The sequence below is a fragment of the Streptomyces sp. NPDC002835 genome, assembly GCF_053591995.1.
Genome location: NZ_JBSFUW010000008.1, coordinates 121,343 through 147,106 on the forward strand (window position 1 = coordinate 121,343; position 25,764 = coordinate 147,106).

Below are 25,764 nucleotides of genomic sequence, written 5' to 3' on the forward strand. Positions count from 1 at the left end.
CTGTCAGCGCACACCGGGATCGTGCTGGTTCGGCTGGTCGGCGATCTGTTCGTGGTGGCGGATCACCTCGGCGATGATGAAGTTCAGCAGCTTCTCCGCGAACGCCGGGTCGAGTTTCGCGCTCTCCGCGAGCCGGCGCAGCCGGGCGATCTGGCGGGTCTCCCGGTCGGGGTCGGCGGGCGGCAGCCGGTGTTCGGCCTTGAGATGGCCGACCTGCTGGGTGCACTTGAAGCGCTCGGCGAGCATGTGGACGACGGCCGCGTCGATGTTGTCGATGCTCTCGCGCAGGCGGTCGAGCTCGGCGCGCACGTTGTCGTCGATGTCCCTCGTGGTCATGGTCAGCGAGCTTACGTCGGGCGGAGCGGAGGGTCGGCGGGTGTTCAGGGTGCGGGACGCGGGTGCGGCAGCCTCCGGGGGCTGTGGCGGCCGCCGGGGCCGCGGCGGACGGCGCGGTGCGGCCGCGAGTACGCCGGCCACCGAGGGCTGCGGCGGACGGCGCGGTGCGGCCGCGAGTACGCCGGCCACCGAGGGCTGCGGCGGACGGCGCGGTGCGGCCGCGAGTACGCCGGCCACCGAGGGCTGCGGCGGACGGCGCGGTGCGGGCAGAGGGGCGGGCCGCCGGGCCCGCCCCTCCCCGCGCCGGCCGCTCTACAGGTTCGCGGCGGCGGACCTGATCGCGGAGGCGAAGGTGGACACCTCGGTGTAGACGCCGGGGTAGCCGGCCCGGGCGCAGCCGTAGCCCCAGCTGACGATGCCGACCTGGATCCAGGCGCCGGCGTCGTCCCTGCGGAACATGGGGCCGCCGGAGTCGCCCTGGCAGGTGTCGACCCCGCCCTGGTTGTAGCCGGCGCAGATCTCCTCGCCGGCGACGAGATCGTCGTACGCCCGCCCGCAGACGGCGTCGGAGACGAAGGGGACCTGGGCCTTGAGCAGGTAGCGCTGCTGTGCGCCGCCCTCGCGGGCCGCGCCCCAGCCGGCGACGGTGAAGGTGCCGTTGTTGTAGGCCGTGGTGTCGGCGATCTTCAGGGTGGGCAGGTCGATGGGGCGTTCGAGCTTGATCAGGGCCCAGTCCTTGCCGGTGCCGTTGTAGCCCGGGGCCCGCAGGACCTTGGTGGAGCGGACCTTGACCGCGCTCGAGCTGCGGAGGTCCACGACGCCGGCGGTGGCGGTGATGCCGGTGTTGTTGCCGGAACTGCCGACGCAGTGGGCGGCGGTGAGCACGATGTCCCGGGCGTAGAGGGCGCCGCCGCAGCCCATGGAGAGCCGGACCATGAACGGGAACTCACCCTGGGCGGCGCGGGAGCCGCCCACGACGGGCTGGGGTTCCGTGGGGGCGGCGAAGGCGGAGGCGGGCTGGAGACTGACGGCGGCGAGCAGGACCGCACCGGCCGCGAGACATCGTTTGAGCGTGCTCATGAGCTTCAACGGAGTGCCTCTCGTGGGGGGGTTGAGGGGAACGCCCGACAGACACCGGTCGGCACGGCTCGCGTATGACATGTGCCCGACAAGGCGTTGTCCGGAGTATGGGACCGGCTCAGCGGACGCACAAGAAGCACCTTTCGGCCAGTCCCCCGGCGTCGCGGACGCCGCGCGGCCCCGTCCCGGCCGTAGAGTTGCCACGTCGTGGAGCTCAGCACCATGGAGCCTCAGGACCGCCGGACCCGCGGCCTCCGCCTCAGGGCCCGCCGGACAGGGCAGGCGCAGCAACCGCCGGGCGTGCATGGGGGTACGGGACGTGGCGAACGTCAGCGAGGTCGTGCACGGCTTTCCGCATCTGGACACCGTGCGGTCGGCGATCACGGCGCTGTACCGGCGGCTCTCCCCCGAGAGCGTGCTGACGTACGCGCCCAGCGTCCTCCCCGCCGACGTGGCCTTCGCGGACGACGACGACCTGTATCTGGGCGCGCAGCGCGTGGCCCGCGCCCTGGTGCACCATCTGCGGCTGCCGGACGCCCGGGTGATCGTCAGCTTCCGCGAGATGGAGCACGCGGCGAGCGTCGAACTCACCGCGGGGCCCGAGTACTTCATCGAGCTGAACAACCGGTTCCGCACGCACCGGCGGGACATCGGCGCCGCCCTCGCGCACGAGATCACGCATGTGCTGCTGCACCGCCTCGGGCTGTCGTTCCCCGGCACCCGCGACAACGAGATCCTCACCGACACCGTGACCACGTACCTGGGCGCCGGGTGGCTGCTGCTGGACGCCTTCCGCGAGGACGCCCTCTCCAGCCAGAAGCTCGGCTATCTGACCCCGGAGGAGTTCGGCTACGTCCTGGCCGGGCGGGCGATGGCCTTCGGCGAGGACCCGCGGACCTGGTTCACCAGCCCGCAGGCGTACCACGCGTACACCAAGGGCCGCGCCCGGGCGCTGCTCGACGCGCAACGGCCCCCGCTGACCACCGCCGGCCGCCTGGGCCGCCTCCGCTACGCCAAGGACCGCCGCCACGCACGGGAGCACCCGGCCGACCGGGCCCCGGGACCGTTCGCGTACGCCTTCGAGCAGGGGCCGGACGGGCTGCGGGTCTCCTTCCCGTGCACCACGTGCCACCAGCGCATCCGGGTGCCGGTACGGGGGCGGGTGCGGGCTCGCTGCGGCCTGTGCGGGACGATTCTCGAATGCGATACCTAACCGTTCCTATTCAGTGTGCAGGAGTGGGTCTTGGACCCATTCCTGCACACTGCGGACGCCGCGAACGGTTTTGGGTGTCCTGGTCGCCCGCGTTCGCTCCGTGTCCGGTGGCACGGATCGTGTCCGTGGTCCGGGAATACGGGGGCGGGGTTCCTCACGCCCCGGGGTGTCCGGTGGGGCCTGGACGGTCCGATGCCCGCATCCATCGCTCTGGTGGGTGCGGGGCGGTGCCGTCCGACGCCGGACCGGACAGCCCTGGGCGCGTCGCCCGATCGCGATGCTCGCCGCATCGTGACGGGTCGTCTTACGGGTGGTGCTGATCAGTGGCTTCTGCCAGTGCTGGGCGCCCCACTTGGAGGTGTAGGCGGGGTCGACGGCGATGATGGTGATGCCGGTCCGGTCGGCCATGGAGGTCAGGCGTGCGCGGAGCCGGCCGGTGGGCATCCCGGAGACCAGCCGGCGGAACCGTTTCCTGCGGCCGTGCTTCTCGCGGGTCTTCTCGGCGGTGAAGTCGAGGTCCTCGACTGCGATCGCCTTCACGCCGCAGGATGTGGCCCAGTGCAGCAGCCGGGTCAGGGCGTGGCGGACCTGGGCGTCGCGGTGGTCGGCGGTGCCGGTGAGGTCGTAGGGGAAGCGGCGCGGCTCACCGCACGGGTTGCCGTGGGTGTCCAGGCGGCGAGGTGGTCTGCGTTCATGTCGACCCCGACCACCCCGTCGGCCAAGGCCGTAGCCAGGGGGATCGTCCGCGTCACCGGGATCTGCCAGGAGGCGGTCACATACCAGCGGCCACGGTCCACGTCGTGGTGGATGCGGTGGGCGACGGCCCGGTTCGCCGTGACGCGATCGGCCCCTTCCTGCCCACGGTGCGCGAATACCACCCGGCCGGTCAGGACGTACCGGCCGTGCGGAGCGTTGGCCAGATAAGCGAGTGGGGCGGGGAGTCTGATGCTGACCTCACCGTCGGGGCTGATACGGATGGTCTCGTTCCCCGAACCGCTTCCCGGACTCCCCGTCCGCCTGCAGGAACCAGCGTGCCGCCTCCCAGCGCTCGCGCCACCGGCTCTCGGTGAGCTGGGGGGGCGGGCAAGTGATGCCGGGTGCGGGCCAGACGCTTGCCGCCCCGCACCACCCGTACGATTCCGGCCTTCCAGGCGGCCCGCTCCCATGCCAGCCGGTCCTCCAGCACATGCAGGCGCCGCGACTTGGCATGCCACTCCCGCCGACTGCGGTAACCCGCCGGAGCCTTCCTCATGCCCTTCTGCCCGACCGGCAGTGACGGCCGGTGCCGCACCGTCCGCAACCCCGCCTCCAACGAATGGATGTGGGCGAGCGCGCTGCGGCGGGCCAGCGCCCACTGGTCGTGGGTGGCTTTGGTGACCGCGCCCGCCCACCGGGCCGACGACACCGGCGTCAGCTCCCGCTTACGCACCGCCCACGCGTCGGCATCATGCCCCAGCCCGTCACGACAGCGCACCTTCAGATCACGGGAGGCCGGCGCGCCCAGATGCGCCCCCACCTGGCGCAGCACTTCCACATCGCCGGCGGTGAGCTGCTTGAACCGCGTGCGGATTGCCACCCCCGACGGACCCGGCGCGACGAACGGCGCCGCCAACTCCCGCAGACCACCCACCTCTCGCACCCCTGATCTACCGTGCCGACCCGCCCACTTCACCCAACGACGACCACCCGCCAGAGGTCACGCATTCGACAAACAGACTTCCGTTCCCACCCCCGCCACAACAGAGCGCCATTCCCCCGACCGCACCCCGCACTCACTCACACATGCCGGAACACACTCACGCACAGTCAAAGGCCAGCAGTGCCCAACCCCGTTTCCGTAGGGTCGGACCCATGACGAACCGACCGTTCGCGGACGAACCGGCAGCACGGACGAGCGACCTGTTCGAGGCGGTGTACGGCGGCGAGGAAGACGCCGTCGTTCGGCTGCTGCGGGCCGGCGCCCCCGCGGAGAGCATCGACGAGGACGGCCTGACCGCGCTGTACGCGGCCGCTGTCGGAAACCAACCGGGCATAGTGCGTCTCCTGCTCGCCGCTGGCGCCGACCCCGACCGGCCCTGCGGCCCCGACGACGGCGACCTGCCGCTGTGCGCGGCCGCGGTCTGGGGACACACGCAGGCCGTACGGGCGCTGCTCGCGGCGGGCGCCTCGCCCGACCGGCCCGAGCTGCTCGGCTTCACCCCGCTGGTCTGGGCGGTGCGCCAGGGCCGTACGGAGACGGTGGAGGCGCTGCTGGAGTACGGGGCCGACCCCGATCTGCCCGGCCCCGGCGACGAGCCGCCGCTGGTGCTCGCGTCCCGCCGCGGCTCGCCCTCGACGGTGCGGGCGCTGCTGCGGCACGGGGCCGGCGCACGGGCGGAGACGCTGGAGCAGGCGCTGGAGGAGGCCCGCGGATGGATGGAGCTCGACGTGGAGCGCGAGCTGCGCAGCGGGCTGTTGGCCTACGAACCCGGGGCGGAGACGGTGTCGCGGTACGTCGAGGAGGACGGCGGGGCGACCGTCGTCGTCGAGTTGCTGCGCGACGGCGTTCCCGCGGCGGGCAACGAGCAGCAGACCGGCCATGGCGCCATCGCCACGATCCTCGAGGAGCGGCTCGGCATCCGCGCGCCCTGCGGGGACCTCGCGGAACGCGCCCTGCTCCACGGCAGCCCGGACCGCGACGAGTGGATCGAGGCGGTCACGGCGCTGTGGCGCCGGGGCGACGAGGAGACCTTCGAGGCGGCGGCCGCCTGGTGCGCGAGCGACGAGCCACTGCGGCGGGCCTTCGGCGCGGACGTGCTGGGCCGGCTCGGCTTCACCGCGGGGACTGGCGAGGAGACCGTCCGGCCGTTCGCAGCGCGGGCGCTGCCGCTGCTGCGGGAGCTGTCCCGTCAGGCCACGGACCCCGAAGTGCTCCAGGCGGCCGTCCTCGGCCTCGGTCACCACGGCGACCCGGCCGCGCTCCCCGAGATCGTGCGGCACGCCGGCCATCCGGACGCCGCGGTGCGCCTCCGGGTGGCCCTGGCCCTGTGCGGACTGGTGCCCGGCGACCACACGGAGGGGGTCCGGACCCTGATCGGGCTGACCGGGGATCCGGAGCCGGCGGTGAGGGACTGGGCGACCACGGCGCTCGCCGGGGTGGACTCGGACACCCCCGAGATCCGGGAGGCGCTCGCCGCCCGGGTGGGCGACCGGGACGCGGAGACGGTGGCGGAGGCCGCCAGGGGGCTCGCGATGCGGCAGGATCCGCGCGCCGAGCAGGTGCTGGCTCGGTTGCTCGCCGACGAGGACCCGGAGGGCTACGCGCACGACACGGCGGCCGGCGCGGTACGGCACCTCAGGGACGAACGCCTGCGCAGGCGTCTCCACGGCACACTCCCCCGCCGGCCCTGACGTGGGCGCGCCGGCCAGTGGCGCGCCCCGGCGTCCGGACGGCCGGGGTGCCGAGAGCGGTCCCCGGCGCCCGTCGCGTCAGGCCGATCCGCCCCGGCCGGCTCCGCGGCCGCCGCGGGTGCCGCCACGGCGGCCCGAGCCGCCCGCGGACTCGCTCTGTCCGGTGGACCTGCGCGGCGTGCGGGGCGGCGTCTCCCCCGACGGACCGCGGCCGTGGGACCTGGCCTCGGACGACGTGCCCCGCGACGTGCGGGACGGCGTCTCCGCCGCTCCCTCGGTCCGCCGCCGGGCGGGCCGGCGGCGGCGCGACGCGGACGCGCCGCTCTTCGCGGCGGGCGCGGCGGCCTGCTGCGGGATCTCGATCGTCACCGCCACACCCGACGGCTCCCGTGCTCCGGTGAGCCTGCTGAGCTCTTCGTCGCTGGACTTGACGCGTGCCGTGCGCGGGCTGATGCCCGCGTTCGACATGAGGCGGGTCATCTCGCGGCGCTGCTCCGGCAGGACCAGCGTCACGACGCTGCCGGACTCGCCCGCGCGGGCGGTGCGGCCGCCGCGGTGCAGGTAGTCCTTGTGGTCGACGGGCGGGTCGACGTTGACGACCAGGTCCAGGTCGTCGACGTGGATGCCGCGCGCCGCGACGTTCGTCGCGACGAGCGCGGTGACCTGACCGGTCTTGAACTGGTCCAGGGTCCGGTTGCGCTGCGGCTGCGACCGGCCGCCGTGCAGGGCGGCCGCCCGTACACCGCTGGCCAGCAGCCGCTTGGCGAACCGGTCGGCGCTGCGCTTGGTGTCCACGAAGAGGATCACCCGGCCGTCACGGGCGGCGATGCGCGTGGCGACGGCCTTCTTGTCGGTCTCGTCCAGCACGTGCAGCACATGGTGCTCCATCGTGGTGACGGCGCCCGCGGACGGGTCGACCGAGTGCACGACCGGATCGGTGAGGAACATCCGCACCAGCCGGTCGATGTTCGCGTCGAGGGTCGCGGAGAAGAGCATCCGCTGTCCGTCCGGCTCGACCTGCTTCAGCAGGGCGGTGACCTGCGGCATGAAGCCCATGTCGGCCATCTGGTCGGCCTCGTCCAGCACGGTGGTGGCGACGGCGTCGAGGGCGCAGTCGCCGCGCTCTATGAGGTCCTTGAGCCGCCCGGGCGTGGCCACGACCACTTCGGCGCCGCGCCGCAGCGCACCGGCCTGCTTGGTGATCGACATACCGCCGACGACGGTCGCGAGCCGCAGCTGCAGCGAGGTCGCGTACGGCGCGAGGGCGTCGGTGACCTGCTGCGCGAGTTCCCGGGTCGGTACGAGGACGAGCGCCAGGGGCGCCCGCGCCTCGGCCCGGCGTCCGGCGGTACGGGCGAGGAGCGCGAGCCCGAAGGCCAGCGTCTTGCCCGAGCCGGTGCGGCCGCGCCCGAGGATGTCGCGGCCGGCGAGAGAGTTGGGGAGGGTGGCGGCCTGGATGGGGAAGGGCTCGGTGACGCCCTGGGCCACGAGGGTCTTCAGCAGGGCGGCGGGCATGTCCAGCTCGTCGAACGCCGCGACGGCGGGCAGCGCGGGGGTGACGGTCTCCGGCAGGGTGAATTCCTGCGGGGCCGCCACGCTGCGGTTGCTCGCCTTTGTGGAGCCGGATTTCTTGGCCGAGCCGTGTCGGTTTCCGGCGCCGGGCCGATTGCCACCGCTGGTGCGGCTTCTGGCGGCTGATCGGTCCGGTCGTTCGGAGCGGTTCATGCGGAATGTGCCTTCCTGGGGCCTGTGGACAGCAAGAGCCGGGGCCCGCACCGACGAAGGTGCGGGCCCCGGCTGCAGAGCTGCGAGATACGCGCCCGGCGATCAGGCCGGGAGGATGTTCTCCGCCTGCGGGCCCTTCTGGCCCTGCGTGACGTCGAACGTCACCTTCTGGCCTTCCTGGAGCTCGCGGAAGCCCGAGGTGGCAATGTTCGAGTAGTGGGCGAAGACGTCGGCGCCGCCGCCGTCCTGCTCAATGAAGCCGAAGCCCTTTTCCGAGTTGAACCACTTCACGGTTCCAGTAGCCATGTCATTCTCCTAAAACAGGGGCAAGCCGGAAATCCACACCTCGTGGACTTCCCGTCGCGCCTTGACTCCCATCCGGAGAAGCCGGAAACAATAATGTGCGCCTGAGGAAGCATTCCCGTCAGGCGCACACAAAGTTCATGGGTACCAAAACTGCAACTACATCACCGTAGCACGCCGGGGCCCCAGAAGGGCGATTCTGACACGCCGGATGATCGCCGCGATCCGGCCGGGCCGGCCGGATCGCACCCGGATCACCTGCGCCGCCTCGTACGGAGCGGGCCTCCGGGGCCCCAGGACCGTACGACCAGCTCATCACCCTCCACCGACGTCCTGACGACCTCCTGGAGCTCGATGCGGAACAGCTGGAACGGCTCCGGCGGCTCCACTTCCGCGACGAAGCGCGCCTTCGCCGCCGGCTCGGTCACCTCGTAGGCCCGTCCGGAGATCCGGACGTCCCCGCCGTCCATCGAGTCGCCGGGCCCCGGATTCGCGTGCAGGGCGAAGCGCGGGTCGCGCGCGAGGTCCCGGGCCTTGAGCGAGCCCGGCATCATCCCGAGCCACGGCTCACCGAAGCGGAAGTTCACCTCCAGCCCGGTCAGACGCGGCGAACCGTCCTTGCGGAGCGTGGCCAGGACGTGATGCCGATACCGCTCGAAGCGGCGCTGCACGACCTCGGCGAACGCGGGCTCGGCCGCCCGGAGTGCAGCCCATGTGGAAGACGTCATGCCTCCATGGAAGCGCGTGAACCGGACATCTTCTGTCGTGTTTTCCAGCGGCGTGCCGGTGCGGGTGAGGCGTGCTGTGCTGGAAGGGGTACGGGCCGCCGACGGGGTGACGGGGAGGCACAGGACCCTTGCGCCGAGGAGAGACGACCATGGCCATCCTCATACGGGCCGTGCTGCCCGACGTGACGACCGAGCAGTACGACGAATTCAGCGCGAAGCTGCGCGCGGAAGCGGGCGACACGTTCGCCGGGTGTCTGGTGCACGTCTGCGTGGCGAAGGACTCGGGTCTGGAGATCTACGACCTCTGGGAGTCCGAGGAAGCGATGGACAGGTTCGCGAAGGTGATGACGCCCCTCGCCGAACGCGAGGGGTTCGCGGGGGCAGCGGCGCGTCCCGAGGAGATGCCGGTGCACCGGTACGACTTCCCGTCCCGGTAGCGCCGGCCCCGGTGGCGGCCCCGGCTCAGCGGACGATGCCCTGGGCGCGGGCCGCCGCCAGCCACTGCGGGAACTCACCGACCAGCCGGTCGTACAGCTCCGCGTCCGGTACCCGGCGCGGGTCGAGCCCGGCGTGGAAGAAGCCCGCGTTGTCGACGGGGCGCTTGGCGGGGACGGGCAGGTCGTCCAGCTTGCGCAGGAAGTCGAACTGCGAGCTGCGCTTGTTGCCGAAGCCGACGAACTGCCAGAACAACGGCAGCCTTGCCGCCTTGCAGAGGTACCGCTCGGCGGCGAGCTTGTTGATCGGCCCGCCGTCGGTCTGGAAGACGACGAGCGCGGGGTCGGTGGCGCCGCTGTCCAGGTAGTGGTCGATGACGGCGTCCATCGCCAGGTGGTAGCTGGTCTTCCCCATGTGCCCGAGGCCGGAGACGACCTCGTCTATCCGGCCGCGGTGGTTCTCCACCGCGATGTCGGTGACCGCGTCGACGTCGGTCGAGAAGAACACGACGGGCACGATGCCGTCGTCGTCGAGATTGGCCGACAGCCCGAGGACCCGGTCGGCGAGGGCCTGGACGCTGCCGTCCTTGTAGTACTCCCTCATCGACCCGGAGTAGTCGACCACCAGATAGACGGCGGCGCGCTGCCCGTGCAGCCCGTGCTTCTGGAGCGAGACGGCGGCGGTCTTGTAGAGGCTGACGAGGGCGGGGGCGCTCTGCTCGAGCTTGTGGAGGCTGACGGGCATGCGGGCTCCGTTCGTCGGACCGTACGAGCGGTCCGACGATATCCCCCCGGGCCTGTCCCACGGGGGCTCTCGTCGGGGCTCCTCGCCTCAATCGCCGGCGGGGCTTGGAACTCGCCGGTCTCGTCGGGGCTCCGCCCCGAACCCCGCGCCTCAAACGCCGGCGAGGCTGAAGTCGCCCGCCATATCCAGCCCGGCCCGGGGGCCCCACCCACGGCCGCCAGGCCGTAGGGGGAGATTGAGGCCGCGGAGCCCGGACCGCCCCACCCGGCGGGGCCGGCCACCGGGGCGGTGAACAGCCCGCCCAGACGCGCCACGGCGCCTGCCGGTCCGGTCGGGGACATGGCAGGCGCCGTGTTCAGTTCCGCACGCCGTTGTACGGGACGTATATAGGGGGCGGACGGTCAGACCGTCAGCGCCCGGTCCGTCGGGCGGATCGGTGCAGGCAGGGCGCTCGCGCCCGTCAGGTAGCGGTCGACGCCGCGCGCCGCCGAGCGGCCCTCGGCGATCGCCCACACGATCAGCGACTGGCCGCGGCCCGCGTCGCCGGCGACGAAGACGCCGTCGACGTTGGTCGCGAAGTCCGCGTCCCGCGCCACGTTGCCGCGCTCGTCGAGGTCGAGGCCGAACTGCTCGACCATGCCGTTGGACCGGTCGATGCCGGTGAAGCCCATCGCCAGGGTGACGAGCTGCGCCGGGATCTTCCGCTCGGTGCCGGGCTTCTGGACGAGCTTGCCGTCCTCGAAGGCGACCTCGACCAGGTGCAGGGCCTGGACGTTGCCGTCCTCGTCGCCCTCGAAGTGGGTGGTGGAGACGGAGTAGACCCGCTCGCCGCCCTCCTCGTGCGCGGAGGTGACCTTGTAGAGCATGGGGAAGGTCGGCCACGGCTGGTTGGCGTTCCGCTCCTCGCCCGGCCGGGGCATGATCTCCAGCTGGGTGACGGACGCCGCGCCCTGCCGGTGGGCGGTGCCGACGCAGTCCGCGCCGGTGTCGCCGCCGCCGATGACGACGACGTGCTTGCCCTCCGCGGTGATCGGAGGGGAGACGAAGTCGCCCTCCTGCACCTTGTTGGCGAGCGGCAGGTACTCCATCGCGAAGTGGATGCCGTTCAGCTCACGGCCCGGCACGGGCAGGTCGCGGGAGACGGTCGAACCGGCGGCGACGACGACCGCGTCGTAGCGGCGGCGCAGCGCGTCGGCCTGCATGTCGCGGCCGATCTCGACCTCGGTGCGGAACTTGGTGCCCTCCGCGCGCATCTGCTCGATGCGCCGGTTGATGTGCACCTTCTCCATCTTGAACTCGGGGATGCCGTACCGCAGCAGCCCGCCGATGCGGTCGCCGCGCTCGTACACGACGACGGTGTGGCCGGCGCGGGTGAGCTGCTGGGCCGCGGCGAGGCCGGCCGGGCCGGAGCCGATGACGGCGACGGTCTTGCCGGAGAGGCGCTCGGGCGGCTGCGGGGTGACGTCGCCGGTGTCCCATGCCTTGTCGATGATGGAGACTTCGACGTTCTTGATGGTGACGGCCGGCTGGTTGATGCCGAGGACGCACGCCGACTCGCAGGGAGCCGGGCAGAGGCGGCCGGTGAACTCCGGGAAGTTGTTCGTGGCGTGCAGCCGCTCGGAGGCGGCGGCCCAGTCCTCGCGGTAGGCGTAGTCGTTCCACTCGGGGATGAGGTTCCCGAGCGGGCAGCCGTTGTGGCAGAACGGGATGCCGCAGTCCATGCAGCGGCCGGCCTGCTTGCTGATGATCGGCAGCAGGGAGCCGGGGACGTAGACCTCGTTCCAGTCCTTGACGCGCTCTTCGACGGGGCGGGTCTCGGCGACCTCGCGCCCGGTGGTCAGGAAGCCCTTGGGGTCAGCCATTGGTCGCCGCCTCCATCATCTTCTCGGTGGTCTCCTGCTCGGAGAGACCGGCGAGCTCAGCGGCGTCCTTGGCGGCGAGCACGGCCTTGTACGTGGTCGGGATGATCTTGCTGAACCGGTCCGCGTTCACGGCCCAGTCGGCCAGCAGCTTCTCTGCGACGGTCGAGCCGGTCTCCTCGAAGTGGCGGCGCACGACGTCGTGCAGCCATTCCTTGTCGGTGTCCGACAGAGCCTCGACGGCCGACAGGTTGCCGGAGTTGACGTTGTCCTTGTCGAGGTCGATCACGTACGCGATGCCACCGGACATGCCTGCCGCGAAGTTGCGGCCGGTCTCGCCGAGGACGACCGCGTGACCGCCGGTCATGTACTCGCAGCCGTGGTCGCCGACGCCCTCGGAGACCACCAGCGCACCGGAGTTGCGGACGCAGAAACGCTCGCCGGTGCGGCCGCGCAGGAACAGTTCGCCGCCGGTGGCGCCGTAGGCGATGGTGTTGCCCGCGATGGTCGAGTACTCGGCCAGGTGGTCGGCGCCCCGGTCGGGGCGGACGACGATCCGGCCGCCGGACAGGCCCTTGCCGACGTAGTCGTTGGCGTCGCCCTCGAGGCGCAGCGTGACGCCGCGCGGCACGAACGCGCCGAAGGACTGGCCGGCGGAGCCGGTGAAGGTGATGTCGATGGTGTCGTCGGGCAGGCCCGCGCCGCCGAACTTCTTCGTCACCGCGTGGCCGAGCATGGTGCCGACGGTCCGGTTGATGTTCCGGATCGCGACCTGGCCGCGGACCGGCTGGGCGTCCTCGGCGGTGGCGGCGTTCAGCGCCTCCGCGGCGAGCTCGATCAGCTCGTTGTCGAGGGCCTTCTCCAGTCCGTGGTCCTGCTCGACGGTCCGGTGGCGCACGGCGCCGTCGGGCAGCGCGGGCACGTGGAAGAGGGGCTCGAGGTCGAGGCCCTGGGCCTTCCAGTGGTCGACGGCCCGCTCGGTGTCGAGGAGTTCGGCGTGGCCGACGGCCTCCTCGACGCTGCGGAAGCCCAGCTCGGCGAGGATCTCGCGGACCTCCTCCGCGATGAAGCGGAAGTAGTTCACGATGTACTCGGCCTTGCCGGAGAACCGCTCGCGCAGCACCGGGTTCTGGGTGGCGATGCCGACCGGGCAGGTGTCCAGGTGGCAGACGCGCATCATGACGCAGCCGGAGACGACGAGCGGCGCGGTCGCGAAACCGAACTCCTCGGCGCCGAGCAGCGCGGCGATGACGACGTCGCGGCCGGTCTTGAGCTGGCCGTCGGTCTGGACGACGATCCGGTCGCGCAGGCCGTTGAGCAGCAGGGTCTGCTGGGTCTCGGCGAGGCCGAGCTCCCAGGGACCGCCCGCGTGCTTCAGGGAGGTCAGCGGGGAGGCGCCCGTACCGCCGTCGTGGCCGGAGATGAGGACGACGTCCGCATGGGCCTTGGAGACACCGGCGGCGACCGTGCCGACGCCGACCTCGGACACCAGCTTCACATGGATGCGGGCGGCCGGGTTGGCGTTCTTGAGGTCGTGGATCAGCTGGGCCAGATCCTCGATGGAGTAGATGTCGTGGTGCGGCGGCGGGGAGATGAGGCCGACGCCGGGGGTGGAGTGCCGGGTCTTGGCGACCCACGGGTAGACCTTGTGGCCGGGCAGCTGGCCACCCTCGCCGGGCTTGGCGCCCTGGGCCATCTTGATCTGGATGTCGTCGGCGTTGACCAGGTACTCGCTGGTGACGCCGAAGCGGCCGGAGGCGACCTGCTTGATGGACGAGCGCCGCGCCGGGTCGTACAGGCGCTCCGGGTCCTCGCCGCCCTCGCCGGTGTTGGACTTGGCGCCCAGCTCGTTCATGGCGATGGCCAGCGTCTCGTGCGCCTCCTGGGAGATGGAGCCGTACGACATGGCGCCGGTGGAGAAGCGCTTGACGATCTCGGAGACGGGCTCGACCTCGTCGATGGAGATCGGCTCGCGGCCCGACTTGAAGCCGAAGAGACCGCGCAGCGTCATCAGCCGCTCGGACTGCTCGTTCACGCGGTCCGTGTACTTCTTGAAGATGTCGTACCGCTTGTTGCGCGTGGCGTGCTGCAGGCGGAAGACGGTCTCCGGGTCGAACAGGTGCGGCTCGCCCTCGCGGCGCCACTGGTACTCGCCGCCGATCTCCAGCGCGCGGTGCGTGGCGGCGATGCCGGAGACCGGGTAGGCCTTGGCGTGCCGGGCCGCGACCTCCTTGGCGACGACGTCGAGACCGGCGCCGCCGATCTTGGTGGCGGTGCCGTTGAAGTACTTGTCGACGAAGGCGTCGTCGAGACCGACGGCCTCGAAGACCTGCGCGCCGCGGTAGGAGGCGACCGTGGAGATGCCCATCTTGGACATGACCTTCAGGACACCCTTGCCGAGGGCGTAGATCAGGTTGCGGATGGCCTGCTCGGGCTCGAGGCCCTCGATGAAGGTGCCGGCGCGGACCAGGTCCTCGACCGACTCCATCGCCAGGTACGGGTTGACCGCGGCGGCGCCGTAGCCGATGAGCAGCGCGACGTGGTGGACCTCGCGGACGTCGCCGGCCTCGACCAGCAGGCCCACCTGGGTGCGCTGCTTGGTGCGGATGAGGTGGTGGTGCACGGCGGAGGTGAGCAGCAGCGACGGGATCGGCGCGTGCTCGGCGTCCGAGTGCCGGTCGGAGAGCACGACCAGGCGGGCGCCGCCCTCTATGGCGGTGTCGACCTCGCCGCAGATGGCTTCGATACGGGCGGCCAGCGCGTCGCCGCCGCCGGAGACCCGGTAGAGGCCGGACAGCGTGGCGGCCTTCATGCCGGGCATGTCGCCGTCGGCGTTGATGTGGATGAGCTTGGCCAGCTCGTCGTTGTCGATCACCGGGAAGGGCAGCGTGACGCTGCGGCAGGACGCCGCGGTCGGCTCCAGCAGGTTGCCCTGGGGGCCGAGCGAGGAGTGCAGCGAGGTGACGAGCTCCTCGCGGATGGCGTCCAGCGGCGGGTTGGTGACCTGCGCGAACAGCTGGGTGAAGTAGTCGAAGAGCAGCCGGGGGCGCTCGGAGAGGGCCGCGATCGGCGAGTCGGTGCCCATGGAGCCGAGCGGCTCGCCGCCGGTGCGGGCCATCGGCGCCAGGATGACGCGCAGCTCCTCCTCGGTGTAGCCGAAGGTCTGCTGGCGGCGGGTGACGGACGCATGGGTGTGGACGATGTGCTCGCGCTCGGGAAGGTCCTCGAGCTCGATCTCACCGGCCTCCAGCCAATCCCGGTACGGCTTCTCGGCGGCGAGGGCCGACTTGATCTCGTCGTCCTCGATGATGCGGTGCTCCGCGGTGTCGACGAGGAACATCTTGCCGGGCTGGAGGCGGCCCTTGCGGACGACCTTGGCGGGGTCGATGTCGAGGACGCCGACCTCGGAGGAGAGGACGACGAGTCCGTCGTCGGTGACCCAGTAGCGGCCGGGGCGCAGTCCGTTGCGGTCGAGGACCGCGCCGACCTGGATTCCGTCGGTGAAGGTGACGCAGGCCGGGCCGTCCCAGGGCTCCATCATCGTGGAGTGGTACTGGTAGAAGGCGCGCCGGGCCGGGTCCATGGAGTCGTGGTTCTCCCACGCCTCGGGGACCATCATCAGCACCGAGTGCGGCAGCGAGCGGCCGCCGAGGTGCAGCAGCTCCAGGACCTCGTCGAAGGAGGCGGAGTCGGAGGCGTCCGGCGTGCAGACGGGGAAGATCCGGTCGATCTTGCCGGCGCCGGAGTTGAACAGCTTGGAGGCGAGCTGCGACTCACGGGCGCGCATCCAGTTGCGGTTGCCCTTGACCGTGTTGATCTCGCCGTTGTGCGCGACGAAGCGGTACGGGTGGGCCAGCGGCCAGCTCGGGAAGGTGTTCGTGGAGAACCGCGAGTGGACGAGCGCGACGGCCGTGGCGAAGCGCCGGTCGGAGAGGTCCGGGAAGAAGGGCTCGAGCTGGCCGGTGGTCAGCATGCCCTTGTAGACGATGGTGCGCGCGGAGAGCGACGGGAAGTAGACTCCGGCCTCGCGCTCGGCGCGCTTGCGCAGTACGAACGCCTTGCGGTCCAGCGCGATGCCCTCGCTGCTGCCGTCGCCCACGAAGAGCTGACGGAAGGCCGGCATGGTGGCGCGGGCGCCGTTGCCGAGCAGGTCCGGGGTGACGGGGACCTCGCGCCAGCCGAGGACGGTGAGGCCCTCTTCGGCGACGATCGTCTCGATCTTCGAGACGCCGGCGTCGGTGTCCTCGGCGCCGGCCGGGAGGAAGGCGATGCCGACGGCGTAGGAGCCGGCCGCGGGCAGTTCGAAGTCGGTGACCTCGCGGAGGAAGGCGTCCGGGACCTGGAGCAGGATGCCCGCGCCGTCGCCGGAGTCGGGCTCGGAGCCGGTTGCGCCGCGGTGCTCGAGGTTCCGCAGTACGGTCAGCGCCTGCTCGACCAGCTCATGGCTGGCAACACCGGTGAGGGTGGCCACGAACCCGACACCGCAGGCGTCGTGTTCGTTACGGGGGTCGTACATCCCCTGGGGGGCGGGGCGACCGTCCATGGGCGACCAGGCGTCGGAACGCATTGGCTCTCCCGTCGTCGTCGTGGCATGTGCAGTGCCGAGGGACGACGTTGGCCCTCCGCGAAATTTCGTGCAGGTTACATGATGGAGTGCTTCTCGCGAAGCGGATAGCTCATTCCAGCATGCGGACACCGCGCCAAGCGGTGAAGGTGGGCCGCAACGGACAGATCGACGTCCGGAGGGCCTGCGCAGAGCAGGCTTCGTTGCCCACAGCGCTTACGGCTCATGCCCCGGGATTTCGTAATCGAAACCACCGAGTAACGGCTACTTATGTTGCGCCTTGCATACTGTCTCACCTGGACGCCTTTTCGCGGCAGGACGTACGTCACAGGGTCCGTGACAGAGCCGGAAAATGCGAACGCACCGGCTCACGGGGAGCCGGTGCGGTGCGGTGCCGAAGGGCCGGTGGCCTACACCGCGGCGCCGATGAGCGTGCCGAGGCCATAGGTGACCGCGGCGGCCGTACCACCGAGGGCCAGCTGACGCAGCCCGCTGAACCACCAGCTGCGGACCGTGACCTTCGCCACGAGGGCGCCGCAGGCGAAGAGCCCGACCAGGGCCACCAGCACCGCGGGCCACAGCGCGCTCGCACCGAGCAGATACGGCAGCACCGGCAGCATCGCGCCGAGCGCGAACGCCCCGAAGGAGGAGACCGCGGCGACGACCGGGGAGGGCAGGTCGTCGGGGTCGATCCCGAGCTCCTCGCGGGCATGGATCTCCAGCGCCTGCTCCGGATCCCGCGACAACTGCATCGCGACCTCGCGGGCGAGCGCGGGCTCCACGCCCCGGGCGACGTACAGCGCCGCCAGCTCCTCCATCTCGTCGACCGGGTGCTTACGCAACTCGCGGCGCTCCACGTCCAGTTCGGCCTCGACCAGTTCGCGCTGGGAGGCCACGGAGGTGTACTCGCCGGCGGCCATGGAGAACGCGCCCGCGGCGAGCCCGGCCAGGCCCGTGATCACGATGGTCTGCTGCGAGACCGCGCCGCCCGCGACACCGGTCATCAGCGCCAGGTTGGAGACCAGTCCGTCCATCGCCCCGAAGACCGCCGGGCGCAGCCACCCGCCGCTCACATCACGGTGGGTGTGGTTGTCGCGGTGCGCCACGTGAAGTGCGGCTTCGCTTTCGATGATGGACACGGCTCTCCCCTTCTCCGGCGGCTGCCCGGTCGGCCCCGCCCCCCTTCGACGTCCTCGAAGATACGCCGAATGTAAGGGGCGTACCAGCAAGGCAGGCTTTACTTACCTGGGCCCGCGGGGGGTGGGCGAAGTGGGTGACAGAAACGCTTCTTCGACTCAGGTCGGGCGGCTCGTGGCACAGATCGGGGAACAAGGCTCGCGCGCGCGAAGGGACCTTCATGGAAGTGCTGACAGCGTCCGGTTCCGGTCCCGTCACCACCCGGTCCGACCGGGCCCGCGGCGCACTCCTCGGCCTGGCGGTCGGCGACGCGCTCGGCGCCCCCGCGGAGAACATGCGGCCCTCGGAGATCCGCCGCCGGTGGGGCCGTATCGAGGACTTCGTGAGCGACGACCCCGCGGGCACCGACGACACCGAGTACGCGATCTTCTCCGGCCTGCTGCTCGCCCGGCACGGCTCCGCGCTCACCGTGGCCCATGTCGAGGCGGCCTGGCACCACTGGATCGCCGACCTGGACGAAGGGCCGTTCCGGGGCGCGGGCTTCAGCGAGCGCGGCACCCTGGAGAACCTCCGACGGGGCCTCGCCGCCCCGATCTCCGCCCAGCACCGGCACGCCTGGAGCGACGGCCTGGCCATGCGCGCCGCTCCCTTCGGCGTCTTCGCGGCCGGCCGGCCCGCCGAAGCGGCACGGCTGGTCACGATCGACGGCAGCGTCAGCCACGACGGCGAGGGCATCTACGGCGGCCGCGCCGTCGCGGCGGGAGTGGCGGCGGCGATGGGCGGCGCGGGACCGGCGGGGGTGATCGGGGCGGCGCTGTCCGTCGTCCCCATGGACTCCTGGACCGCCCGCTCGATGCGCCGCGCGATCGTCGCCGCCGGCCGGACGTATCCGGACGCCCTGTCCATGGAGCGGGCGGTCCGCTCGGCGGTCGTCATCGGCGGCTACCCGTGGACGGACCTGGCGCCGGAGGCGGTCGGCCTCGCGTTCGGCGCGTTCGCGGCGGCGCGGGGCGACTTCCGCGCGTCGGTGCTGACGGCGGTCAACATGGGCCGCGACGCGGACACCACCGCGGCGGTCGCGGGCGCGCTGGCCGGTTCGGTCGCCGGCTCGGCGGCGATCCCCGAGAGCTGGGCGTCGGCGATCGCGCCGGTCCGCGGCAGCTGCCTCCCGTCGATGCGCGGCTACCACGTCCTGGACATCGCGGACCTGCTGACCCCGGACGAAGACCCGGGCGACACACCGTGACGCCGGGCCCCGGCCCCGCGCCGGGCGGCGCGGAGGCCGGCATCACCGACACCGGGACACGGGCCAGGGACACGGTGGCCAACGACGGGGCTGCCGCGGCCGGGCACCGGGCACTCGTGGACCGGGCCGTCGGAGGCTCCCCGACCGCGCGGCCCATCACGCGCGGCGCCGGCGCGGCGGAGGCGGCGCCCGCGGACGGTCCACGCCGGATCGAGGGGCTGCTCCTCGGGCTGGCCGCCGGTGACGCCGCCGGGTGGCCGGCCGCCCGGCACCGGGCCGCGCGTATGCCGGAGTGGACCCGGCGCCTCACCCGTGAGCTCGACACCTTCGCCGAGCAGAACGCCACGACGACGCTGCCCGTCCCCATCGCGCTCAACCAGCCGCCGGAGCCCCTGCGGCTCGGCCCCTCCGACGACGCGGAATGGGCGGCCTTCGCAGCCCGGACCGTGCTCGCCGCCGCCGGGGAGCCCTTCCTCCACCTGGCCCCGGCCCGCCGGCTGCGCGCCGCGATCGACCTCGCGTGGAACTCCCTCGCCGGGCTGGTCGCCGCGGCCGCCGAGCGCGCTCCCGAGGTCGAGTCCGCCGTGCTGCCCCTGCGGGCCCGGATCTCCGTGCACGCAGGGCTCGGCAATCTGGCGACCGGTCTGCGGCCCCCGGCGACCGGTCACGACAACCCGCACTACTTCGACGACGCCGCCTGTGTACGGGCCGTCGTACTCGCCGCGGTCCATCCGGGCGACCCTCTCGGGGCCGCCGTGCTCGCCGAGTTCGACGCGCGGTACACACAGGACGGCGACGGGGTGCACGGCGCCCGCGCCATGGCCGCCGCCGTCGCCGCCGCGCTCGGCGGCGCGGACGTGGACGACGCCGTCGACGCCGCGCTCGCCGAACTCCCCGAGGCCACCGAGATCGGCCGCAACGCGCACCTCGCGGTCAAGCTGGCCCGCGACGCGTCGGGCGCCTTCGAACTGGTACCGCTGCTGGAGCACCAGATCGTCGACCACGTCTACAGCTACGGCATCGCCGCCGCGGAGACCGTGCCGGTCGCGCTCGCCGTCGCCACCGCCGCGCGTGGCCGGGTGGCCGAGGCGGTGCCGGCAACCGTCTGCCTCTCCCGTGTCGCGGACTCCGCGCCCGCTCTGGCGGGCGCGCTGACCGGGGCGCTCGGCGGCGGTGCGTCTCTGCCCGCCACCTGGCGGGACGCCTGCCGGACGCTCGCGGGCTGCGCCCTGCCCCGCCTGGCCGGAACGGATCTCGTCGCACTCGCGGCACAGCTCGAAGCCGCGCTGCGGCGCCCCGCGACCGGGCACGCGGCCGGACCCGCGACCGGCCCACCGCCGGGCACCCGTTAGCAGAAACCCGGCGCGCGGTACGCCGAACACGGCCGCCCCAGGTGGACAATTCGGGCATGACGACGACTACGGCGGCGCCCGGCACGGCAGCGCAGACGGCGGCCTCCCCGACTCTCCCCCTCGACGACCGGATCACCGGCAGCCTGGTCGGAGCCGCTGTCGGTGACGCTCTCGGCGGCCCCGTCGAGGGCTACTCGCCCGAGCAGATCCTTCAGCGCCACGGCGGGCGGATCACCGGCATCGTCGGCCCCTGGCACGGGGACGACTGGCGCACCGCCCGCCCCATCGCCCCGTACCACAAGGGCGACGGCCACATCACCGACGACACCTTGATGACGCACGCGCTGATCGGGGTGTACGCCACGGTCCGCGACCACCTCGACGCGTACGCCGTGGCCGACCATCTCGTCCCCGACCTCATCACCAACCCCCGCTGGATCCCGGAGCTCGAGGCCGAGGCGATCCCCCTGCAGCGGCTGTTCCTCGCCGAGAAGTGGCTCGTCGCCCGGCTGCACTACGGGCACCACGACCCGCGCGAGGCGGGTTCGGGCAACATCGTCAACTGCGGCGCGGCGATGTACATGGCGCCGGTCGGGCTGGTCAACGCGGCCAACCCGGCGGCCGCGTACGCCGAGGCCGTCGACGTCGCGGGCGCGCACCAGTCGTCGTACGGGCGGGAGGCGGCGGGCGTGTTCGCGGCGGCCGTCGCCGCGGCGTGCCTGCCGGGCGCCACGCCCGCGTCGGTCGTCGAGACGGCGGCGGCGCTGGCGAAGGACGGCACCCAGGCGGCGATCGAGTCGGTCGCGGAAACGGCCGCGCGGTACACCGACTTCGAGTCGGCGCTGACACCGCTGCGGGCGGCGGTCGCGCCGTTCGACACCGTCGGCTCCGACTACCGGAACCCGTCCCTGGGCGCCCGCCGCCCTTCGCGTCTCCACTCCATCGAGGAACTGCCCATCGCGCTCGGCATGCTGCTGGTGGGCGACGGCGACTACCGGCGTACGGTCCTGGCCTCCGTCAACTACGGCCGGGACTGCGACTCCATCGCGACGATGGCCGGCGCGATCGCCGGGGCCCTGCACGGCGCGGCGGCCGTGCCCGCGGAGTGGGCGGAGCGGGTCGCGGGGGCGAGCCGCGTCGACCTGCACGCCCCGGCGGCCGAACTGGCGGCAGTGACCAGGGAGATCTACGCCCGTGACACAGAACGCCGCCGGGCCCACGAGGCGGCGTTCGCGTCCCTGACGGTCACCGCGCGATGACCGGCGCGCTGCGGGTGACCTGGGTGCAGCCGGAGGATCTGATCGGCCACGAACTGCGCCAGGCCGAGGAGGACGGCAGGGACGCGGCAGCCGTCCGCGACCGCTGGCTGGCGGCGGGCGGTGCGCCCGCTCCGGAGCGCGCGGGCGCCTCGCCCGCCGGGGCGACCCCGGCGCTGCGGGCGCTGGCGGAGACGCTGCTGTCCGAACTGGACGCCCTTCCCTCTCCGTTGGCGTGCGACGAACCCACGTCGCTCGCCGCGATCAGGGCCGCCGCCCCCGCCTGGGCGACCGCGCCCGCCGGGCTGCCGGAGGAGAAGATGCGGCCCACCGCCCCGGCCGCGGTCCCGGTGTCGCAGGATGCGCTGCACGCCTCCTGCCTCGGGCGCGCCGCCGGCTGTCTGCTGGGCAAGCCCGTCGAGAAGCTGCCGCTGCACGCGATCCGCGACATCGCCCGCGCCACCGGGAACTGGCCGCTCACCACCTGGTTCACCGCCAGGGGCCTGCCCGCGGACCTGGCGGCCGCGCACCCCTGGAACCGGCGCAGCGCCGCGAACTCGCTCGCTGAGAACATCGACGGGATGCCGGAGGACGACGACCTCAACCACCCCCTGCTCGGTCTGCTGCTGCTCCGCCGCCACGGCAGGGACTTCGCCACCGCCGACCTCGCCCGGCTCTGGCTGGACGAGCTGCCCGCCGGGCGGACGTTCACCGCCGAACGCGTCGCCTACCGCAACCTGCTCAGCGGCATCGAGCCTCCGCTCACCGCCGCTCACCGCAACCCGTTCCGGGAGTGGATCGGCGCCGCCATCCGCGCCGACGTCCACGGCTGGACCAATCCCGGCAACCCCACGGCCGCCGCCGCCCAGGCGTACCGGGACGCGGCGCTCACCCACACGGCGAACGGGGTGTACGGCGCCATGTTCATCGCGGCCGCCCTCGCCGCCGCGGCGAGCGGCGCCGTGGACGTCCATGAGGCGATCGCCACCGGCCTCACCGTCGTGCCGCCCCGCTCGCGCTTCGCCGCGGCCGTACGCTTCGGCGTCGAAGCGGCCCGTACGCACACCGACTTCGCCGACGCCGTCGACAGCCTCCACCGCGCGTACGGCGCCTACCACTGGGTGCACGTGCTGCCCAACGCCGCGCTGCTCGTCGCCGCCCTCACCCACGCCGACGGAGACTTCTCCGGCTCCATCTGCCGCGCCGTCTCCGGCGGGCTCGACACCGACTCCAACGGCGCGACGGCCGGTTCCCTCGCGGGGCTGCTGGCCGGACACCCCGAGGCCCTGCCCGACCGTTGGACCGCCCCGCTGAAGAACCGGCTGTCGACCTCGGTCGCCGGTTTCGACGGCGTCGGCTTCGACACCCTCGCCCGACTCACGCTCAAGGAGGCCCTCCGCCCATGACCGGCATCGTGGTGCTCGGCAGCACCAACATGGACCTCGTCGCCTTCGTCGCGCACGCGCCGCAGCGCGGGGAGACCGTCACCGGACGCGAGTTCCGCACGATCCCCGGCGGCAAGGGCGCCAACCAGGCCGTCGCCGCGTCCCGTGCCGGCGGCGAGGTCGCCATGATCGGGGCGATCGGCTCCGACCCGTTCGGCCAGCAGTTGCGGCACACGCTCGAATCCTGCGGCATCGACACCGACCTGCTCAGGACCGCGGAGGGCCCCTCGGGCACGGCGCACATCGTCGTCGACGACGAGGGCGGCAACGCGATCGTCGTCATCCCCGGCGCCAACGGCACCGTCACCTCCCTCGCCCCCGGGGAGGAGGCCCTCATCGCCGGCGGCGACACCCTCCTCCTCCAGCTCGAACTCCCGCTCAGCGCCGTGCTCGACGGCGCGGAGGCCGCCCGCCGCCACGGGGTGCGGACCGTCCTCACCCCCTCCCCCGCGCAGCCGCTGCCGCCCGAACTCCTCGCCGCCACCGACCTCCTCGTCCCCAACGAGCACGAGGCGGCCACCCTCACCGGCGTCGCCGACCCGCACTCCGCGGCGCAGGAACTGCTGCGGCAGGTCCCCGAGGTGGTGATCACCCTGGGCGCGGCGGGCTGTCTGTACGCGGCCCGCGGCAGTGAACCCATCACCGTGCCCGCTCCTTCCGTGACCGCCGTGGACACCACCGCGGCGGGTGACACCTTCGTCGGCGCCCTGGCCGTGGCGCTCGGCGAGAAGAAGCCCGTCGCGCAGTGCCTGGCCTGGGCAAGCACGGCCGCCGCCCTGTCCGTCCAGCGCCCGGGAGCGTCCTCCTCCATGCCGTACCGGTCCGAGATCGACGCCGCCTCATGAGCGCGCCCTCGTCCTCCTCCCTTCCGTTGCGAGGACTGCGCGTCCTCGACCTCGCGACCCTCTTCGCCGGTCCGCTGTGCGCCACGATGCTCGGCGACTTCGGCGCCGACGTCGTCAAGGTGGAGCACCCCACCCGCCCGGACCCCTCCCGCGGCCACGGCCCCGCCAAGGACGGGATCGGCCTGTGGTGGAAGGTCCTCGGCCGCAACAAGCGGACCATCACCCTCGACCTGTCCGCCCCCGGCGGCCGGGACACCCTGCTGCGGCTCGCGGCGACGGCGGACGTGGTCGTGGAGAACTTCCGCCCCGGCACCCTGGAGAAATGGGGGCTCGGCTGGGACGAGCTGAGCGCGGCCAACCCGCGGCTGGTCCTCACCCGGATCACCGGCTTCGGGCAGTTCGGCCCGTACTCCCACCGGCCCGGTTTCGGCACGCTCGCCGAGGCGATGAGCGGCTTCGCCGCCGCCACCGGCGAACCGGAGGGCCCACCGACCCTGCCGCCCTTCGGTCTCGCCGACTCCGTCGCCGCGCTGGCCTCCGCCTACGCCGTCATGACCGCGCTCGCCGCCCGCACCACCACCGGCCGCGGGCAGGTCGTGGACATGGCAATCATCGAACCGATCCTGGCGATGCTCGGACCGCAGGCGCTCTGGTACGACCAGCTCGGATATGTGCAGCCGCGCACCGGGAACCGCTCCCGCAACAACGCCCCGCGCAACATCTACCGCACCGCCGACGGCAGTTGGCTCGCCGTCTCCACCTCCGCCCAGTCCGTCGCCGAACGCGTCATGCGCCTGGTGGGCCGGCCCGAGCTCGTCGACGAACCCTGGTTCGCCACCGGCAGCGGCCGCGCGGAACACGCCGACGAACTCGACGCCGCCGTCGGCGGCTGGATCGCCCGCCGCACCCGCGAGGAGGCGACCTGTGCCTTCGAGAAGGCGGAGGCCGCGATCGCTCCCGTCTACGACATCCGCGACGTCATGGACGATCCCCAGTACCGCGCGCTGGGCACCATCACCGAGGTCCCGGACCCGGAGCTCGGCCCGCTGCGTATGCAGAACGTGCTCTTCCGGCTGTCGGAGACGCCCGGCTCCATCCGCTGGGCCGGCCGGCCGCACGGCGCCGACACAGAGGACGTCCTGGCCGAACTCGGTATGACCCCCTCGGACATCGCCGCACTACGCACCCAGGGAGCGCTGTGACCATCCCTTTGACCTGGCTCTACGCCCCCGGCGACCGCCCGGAAACGGTCCGCAAGGCCCTCGCCTCCGACGCCGACATCGTGATCGTCGACCTGGAGGACGCCGTCGCCCAGGGGCGCAAGCCCTACGCCCTGGACGCCACCGTCGACCTGCTGTCGGACCCGCAGCCTCTCCCCGTCCATGTCCGCATCAACTCCCCCCATGACGTCGAGGCCCTCGCGGAGCTGCCGGGCCTCAGTGCACTGCGTATCCCCAAGGTCGCATACGCCACTGACATCCAGCAGATCGCGGGCCGCGCACCGGGTGTCCCGCTGTACGCACTCATCGAGTCGGCGCTCGGGGTGGAGCACGCGTACGCGATCGCCACCGCGCACCAGGCGGTCGCCGGCATCGCGCTCGGCGAGTCCGACCTGCGCGCGGACCTCGGCCTGCGCGGCGACGCCGGTCTCGACTGGCCGCGCACCCGCCTGGTGATGGCCGCCCGGGCCGCCGGTCTCGCGCCGCCGTCCCAGTCCGTCTTCCCCGACATCCTCGACCTCGACGGCCTCTACGCCTCCTGCTCCCACGGCCGGTCCCTCGGCTTCCTGGGCCGCGCCGCCATCCACCCGCGTCAGCTGCCCGTCATCGAACGGGCCTTCAGGCCGACGCGGGACGAGATCCAGGCGGCGGAGGAGATCGTCAAGGCGGCGGCGTCCGACGCGGGTGCGCTGGCGCTGCCGGACGGGCGCTTCGTCGACGCGGCGGTGGTCGCGACGGCGCGGCGGACGCTGGCGCTGGCGGAACGGGAGGTGGGGTGACGGGGGTGGGGCCGCTGCGCGGGGCGTGTTCCCCTACCCGCCCCTTCGCGAACCGGGGGCGCTGCCCCCGGACCCCTGCGCCTCAATCTCCCCCTACGGCCTGGCGG

The 25,764-nt window shown here is 72.7% G+C and carries 19 protein-coding genes and 1 pseudogene; 10 read left to right on the forward strand and 10 right to left on the reverse strand.

Translation table 11 applies throughout. The features are described from left to right. Positions 1–3: 3 nt before the first annotated feature. Positions 4–336, reverse strand: a complete 333-nt coding sequence (locus ACWD01_RS11395) for a chorismate mutase (protein ID WP_451160491.1) — start codon at positions 334–336, stop codon at positions 4–6. 312 nt (positions 337–648) lie between these two features. After that, entirely contained in the window at positions 649–1,416 is a 768-nt protein-coding gene (locus ACWD01_RS11400; protein ID WP_451160493.1) for a S1 family peptidase, read from the reverse strand. Positions 1,417–1,720: 304 nt separating this feature from the next. Between ACWD01_RS11400 and ACWD01_RS11405 the strand changes: the two genes are divergently transcribed. Continuing rightward, positions 1,721–2,629: a hypothetical protein gene (locus tag ACWD01_RS11405; protein WP_451160495.1), complete on the forward strand. Its 909-nt coding sequence runs from the start codon at positions 1,721–1,723 to the stop codon at positions 2,627–2,629. Between the two features lie 6 nt (positions 2,630–2,635). Here the strand turns inward: ACWD01_RS11405 and ACWD01_RS11410 are convergent. Then, positions 2,636–4,259, reverse strand: a pseudogene (locus ACWD01_RS11410) (IS200/IS605 family accessory protein TnpB-related protein). 221 nt (positions 4,260–4,480) lie between these two features. On the opposite strand from ACWD01_RS11410, the gene ACWD01_RS11415 reads away from it, so the two are divergent. After that, positions 4,481–6,019 (forward strand): ankyrin repeat domain-containing protein, encoded by a 1,539-nt coding sequence (locus ACWD01_RS11415; RefSeq protein ID WP_451160497.1) that lies wholly within the window; start codon positions 4,481–4,483, stop codon positions 6,017–6,019. A 78-nt stretch (positions 6,020–6,097) separates the two neighbouring features. On the opposite strand, the gene ACWD01_RS11420 is transcribed toward ACWD01_RS11415, so the two are convergent. From ACWD01_RS11420 to ACWD01_RS11430, 3 genes are all read right to left on the reverse strand, one after another. Then, the gene (locus ACWD01_RS11420; protein ID WP_451160499.1) at positions 6,098–7,744 is read right to left on the reverse strand and encodes a DEAD/DEAH box helicase; all 1,647 of its coding nucleotides are present in this window, start codon (positions 7,742–7,744) and stop codon (positions 6,098–6,100) included. A gap of 102 nt (positions 7,745–7,846) precedes the next feature. Beyond that, positions 7,847–8,050 carry a cold-shock protein gene (locus tag ACWD01_RS11425; protein WP_005318814.1) on the reverse strand — a complete coding sequence of 68 codons (204 nt, stop codon included), beginning with the start codon at positions 8,048–8,050 and terminating at the stop codon, positions 7,847–7,849. A gap of 251 nt (positions 8,051–8,301) precedes the next feature. Then, complete coding sequence (locus ACWD01_RS11430) at positions 8,302–8,775, reverse strand: pyridoxamine 5'-phosphate oxidase family protein (protein WP_451160501.1); 474 nt, start codon at positions 8,773–8,775, stop codon at positions 8,302–8,304. A gap of 149 nt (positions 8,776–8,924) precedes the next feature. On the opposite strand from ACWD01_RS11430, the gene ACWD01_RS11435 reads away from it, so the two are divergent. Then, on the forward strand, positions 8,925–9,212 hold the full coding sequence (locus tag ACWD01_RS11435) for a hypothetical protein (RefSeq protein WP_451160503.1): 288 nt from the start codon (positions 8,925–8,927) through the stop codon (positions 9,210–9,212). Positions 9,213–9,237: 25 nt separating this feature from the next. Here ACWD01_RS11435 and ACWD01_RS11440 read toward each other — a convergent pair whose 3' ends face one another. The 4 genes from ACWD01_RS11440 to ACWD01_RS11455 form a co-directional block, all read right to left on the reverse strand. After that, a complete protein-coding gene (locus ACWD01_RS11440) occupies positions 9,238–9,954 on the reverse strand; it encodes a vWA domain-containing protein (protein ID WP_451160505.1) in 717 nt (238 codons plus the stop codon). Between the two features lie 401 nt (positions 9,955–10,355). Beyond that, complete coding sequence (locus ACWD01_RS11445; RefSeq protein ID WP_451160507.1) at positions 10,356–11,816, reverse strand: glutamate synthase subunit beta; 1,461 nt, start codon at positions 11,814–11,816, stop codon at positions 10,356–10,358. Beyond that, positions 11,809–16,380: a glutamate synthase large subunit gene (gltB, locus tag ACWD01_RS11450; protein WP_451160509.1), complete on the reverse strand. Its 4,572-nt coding sequence runs from the start codon at positions 16,378–16,380 to the stop codon at positions 11,809–11,811. Before gltB ends, ACWD01_RS11445 begins: the two co-directional genes overlap by 8 nt. Before the next feature lie 407 nt (positions 16,381–16,787). Further along, positions 16,788–17,516, reverse strand: a complete 729-nt coding sequence (locus tag ACWD01_RS11455; protein ID WP_451160511.1) for a VIT1/CCC1 transporter family protein — start codon at positions 17,514–17,516, stop codon at positions 16,788–16,790. A 218-nt stretch (positions 17,517–17,734) separates the two neighbouring features. Between ACWD01_RS11455 and ACWD01_RS11460 the strand changes: the two genes are divergently transcribed. Genes ACWD01_RS11460 through ACWD01_RS11490 form a run of 7 tightly spaced genes read left to right on the forward strand, consistent with a single transcriptional unit; the run spans position 17,735 to position 25,657 of the window. Continuing rightward, the gene (locus tag ACWD01_RS11460; RefSeq protein WP_451160513.1) at positions 17,735–18,760 is read left to right on the forward strand and encodes an ADP-ribosylglycohydrolase family protein; all 1,026 of its coding nucleotides are present in this window, start codon (positions 17,735–17,737) and stop codon (positions 18,758–18,760) included. Next, positions 18,757–20,112, forward strand: a complete 1,356-nt coding sequence (locus ACWD01_RS11465) for an ADP-ribosylglycohydrolase family protein (protein WP_451160515.1) — start codon at positions 18,757–18,759, stop codon at positions 20,110–20,112. The genes ACWD01_RS11460 and ACWD01_RS11465 overlap by 4 nt, the downstream gene beginning before the upstream one ends. A gap of 56 nt (positions 20,113–20,168) precedes the next feature. After that, positions 20,169–21,371, forward strand: coding sequence for an ADP-ribosylglycohydrolase family protein (locus ACWD01_RS11470; protein WP_451160517.1), 1,203 nt, complete (start codon positions 20,169–20,171; stop codon positions 21,369–21,371). Further along, positions 21,368–22,774: an ADP-ribosylglycohydrolase family protein gene (locus ACWD01_RS11475; RefSeq protein ID WP_451160519.1), complete on the forward strand. Its 1,407-nt coding sequence runs from the start codon at positions 21,368–21,370 to the stop codon at positions 22,772–22,774. Before ACWD01_RS11470 ends, ACWD01_RS11475 begins: the two co-directional genes overlap by 4 nt. Continuing rightward, entirely contained in the window at positions 22,771–23,658 is an 888-nt protein-coding gene (gene rbsK, locus ACWD01_RS11480) for a ribokinase (protein ID WP_451160521.1), read from the forward strand. Before ACWD01_RS11475 ends, rbsK begins: the two co-directional genes overlap by 4 nt. Then, positions 23,655–24,860, forward strand: a complete 1,206-nt coding sequence (locus ACWD01_RS11485) for a CaiB/BaiF CoA transferase family protein (RefSeq protein ID WP_451160523.1) — start codon at positions 23,655–23,657, stop codon at positions 24,858–24,860. Before rbsK ends, ACWD01_RS11485 begins: the two co-directional genes overlap by 4 nt. Continuing rightward, a complete protein-coding gene (locus ACWD01_RS11490) occupies positions 24,857–25,657 on the forward strand; it encodes an HpcH/HpaI aldolase/citrate lyase family protein (RefSeq protein WP_451160525.1) in 801 nt (266 codons plus the stop codon). Before ACWD01_RS11485 ends, ACWD01_RS11490 begins: the two co-directional genes overlap by 4 nt. Positions 25,658–25,764 lie beyond the last annotated feature (107 nt).

Excerpts from the sequence above, each read along its gene's own strand:
- ACWD01_RS11395 (WP_451160491.1), bottom strand. The coding sequence starts at position 336 with ATGACCACGAGGGACATCGACGACAACGTGCGCGCCGAGCTCGACCGC.
- ACWD01_RS11400 (WP_451160493.1), bottom strand. The coding sequence starts at position 1,416 with ATGAGCACGCTCAAACGATGTCTCGCGGCCGGTGCGGTCCTGCTCGCC.
- ACWD01_RS11405 (WP_451160495.1), top strand. The coding sequence starts at position 1,721 with ATGGGGGTACGGGACGTGGCGAACGTCAGCGAGGTCGTGCACGGCTTT.
- ACWD01_RS11415 (WP_451160497.1), top strand. The coding sequence starts at position 4,481 with ATGACGAACCGACCGTTCGCGGACGAACCGGCAGCACGGACGAGCGAC.
- ACWD01_RS11420 (WP_451160499.1), bottom strand. The coding sequence starts at position 7,744 with ATGAACCGCTCCGAACGACCGGACCGATCAGCCGCCAGAAGCCGCACC.
- ACWD01_RS11425 (WP_005318814.1), bottom strand. The coding sequence starts at position 8,050 with ATGGCTACTGGAACCGTGAAGTGGTTCAACTCGGAAAAGGGCTTCGGC.
- ACWD01_RS11430 (WP_451160501.1), bottom strand. The coding sequence starts at position 8,775 with ATGACGTCTTCCACATGGGCTGCACTCCGGGCGGCCGAGCCCGCGTTC.
- ACWD01_RS11435 (WP_451160503.1), top strand. The coding sequence starts at position 8,925 with ATGGCCATCCTCATACGGGCCGTGCTGCCCGACGTGACGACCGAGCAG.
- ACWD01_RS11440 (WP_451160505.1), bottom strand. The coding sequence starts at position 9,954 with ATGCCCGTCAGCCTCCACAAGCTCGAGCAGAGCGCCCCCGCCCTCGTC.
- ACWD01_RS11445 (WP_451160507.1), bottom strand. The coding sequence starts at position 11,816 with ATGGCTGACCCCAAGGGCTTCCTGACCACCGGGCGCGAGGTCGCCGAG.
- gltB (WP_451160509.1), bottom strand. The coding sequence starts at position 16,380 with ATGCGTTCCGACGCCTGGTCGCCCATGGACGGTCGCCCCGCCCCCCAG.
- ACWD01_RS11460 (WP_451160513.1), top strand. The coding sequence starts at position 17,735 with ATGGAAGTGCTGACAGCGTCCGGTTCCGGTCCCGTCACCACCCGGTCC.
- ACWD01_RS11470 (WP_451160517.1), top strand. The coding sequence starts at position 20,169 with ATGACGACGACTACGGCGGCGCCCGGCACGGCAGCGCAGACGGCGGCC.
- ACWD01_RS11475 (WP_451160519.1), top strand. The coding sequence starts at position 21,368 with ATGACCGGCGCGCTGCGGGTGACCTGGGTGCAGCCGGAGGATCTGATC.
- rbsK (WP_451160521.1), top strand. The coding sequence starts at position 22,771 with ATGACCGGCATCGTGGTGCTCGGCAGCACCAACATGGACCTCGTCGCC.
- ACWD01_RS11485 (WP_451160523.1), top strand. The coding sequence starts at position 23,655 with ATGAGCGCGCCCTCGTCCTCCTCCCTTCCGTTGCGAGGACTGCGCGTC.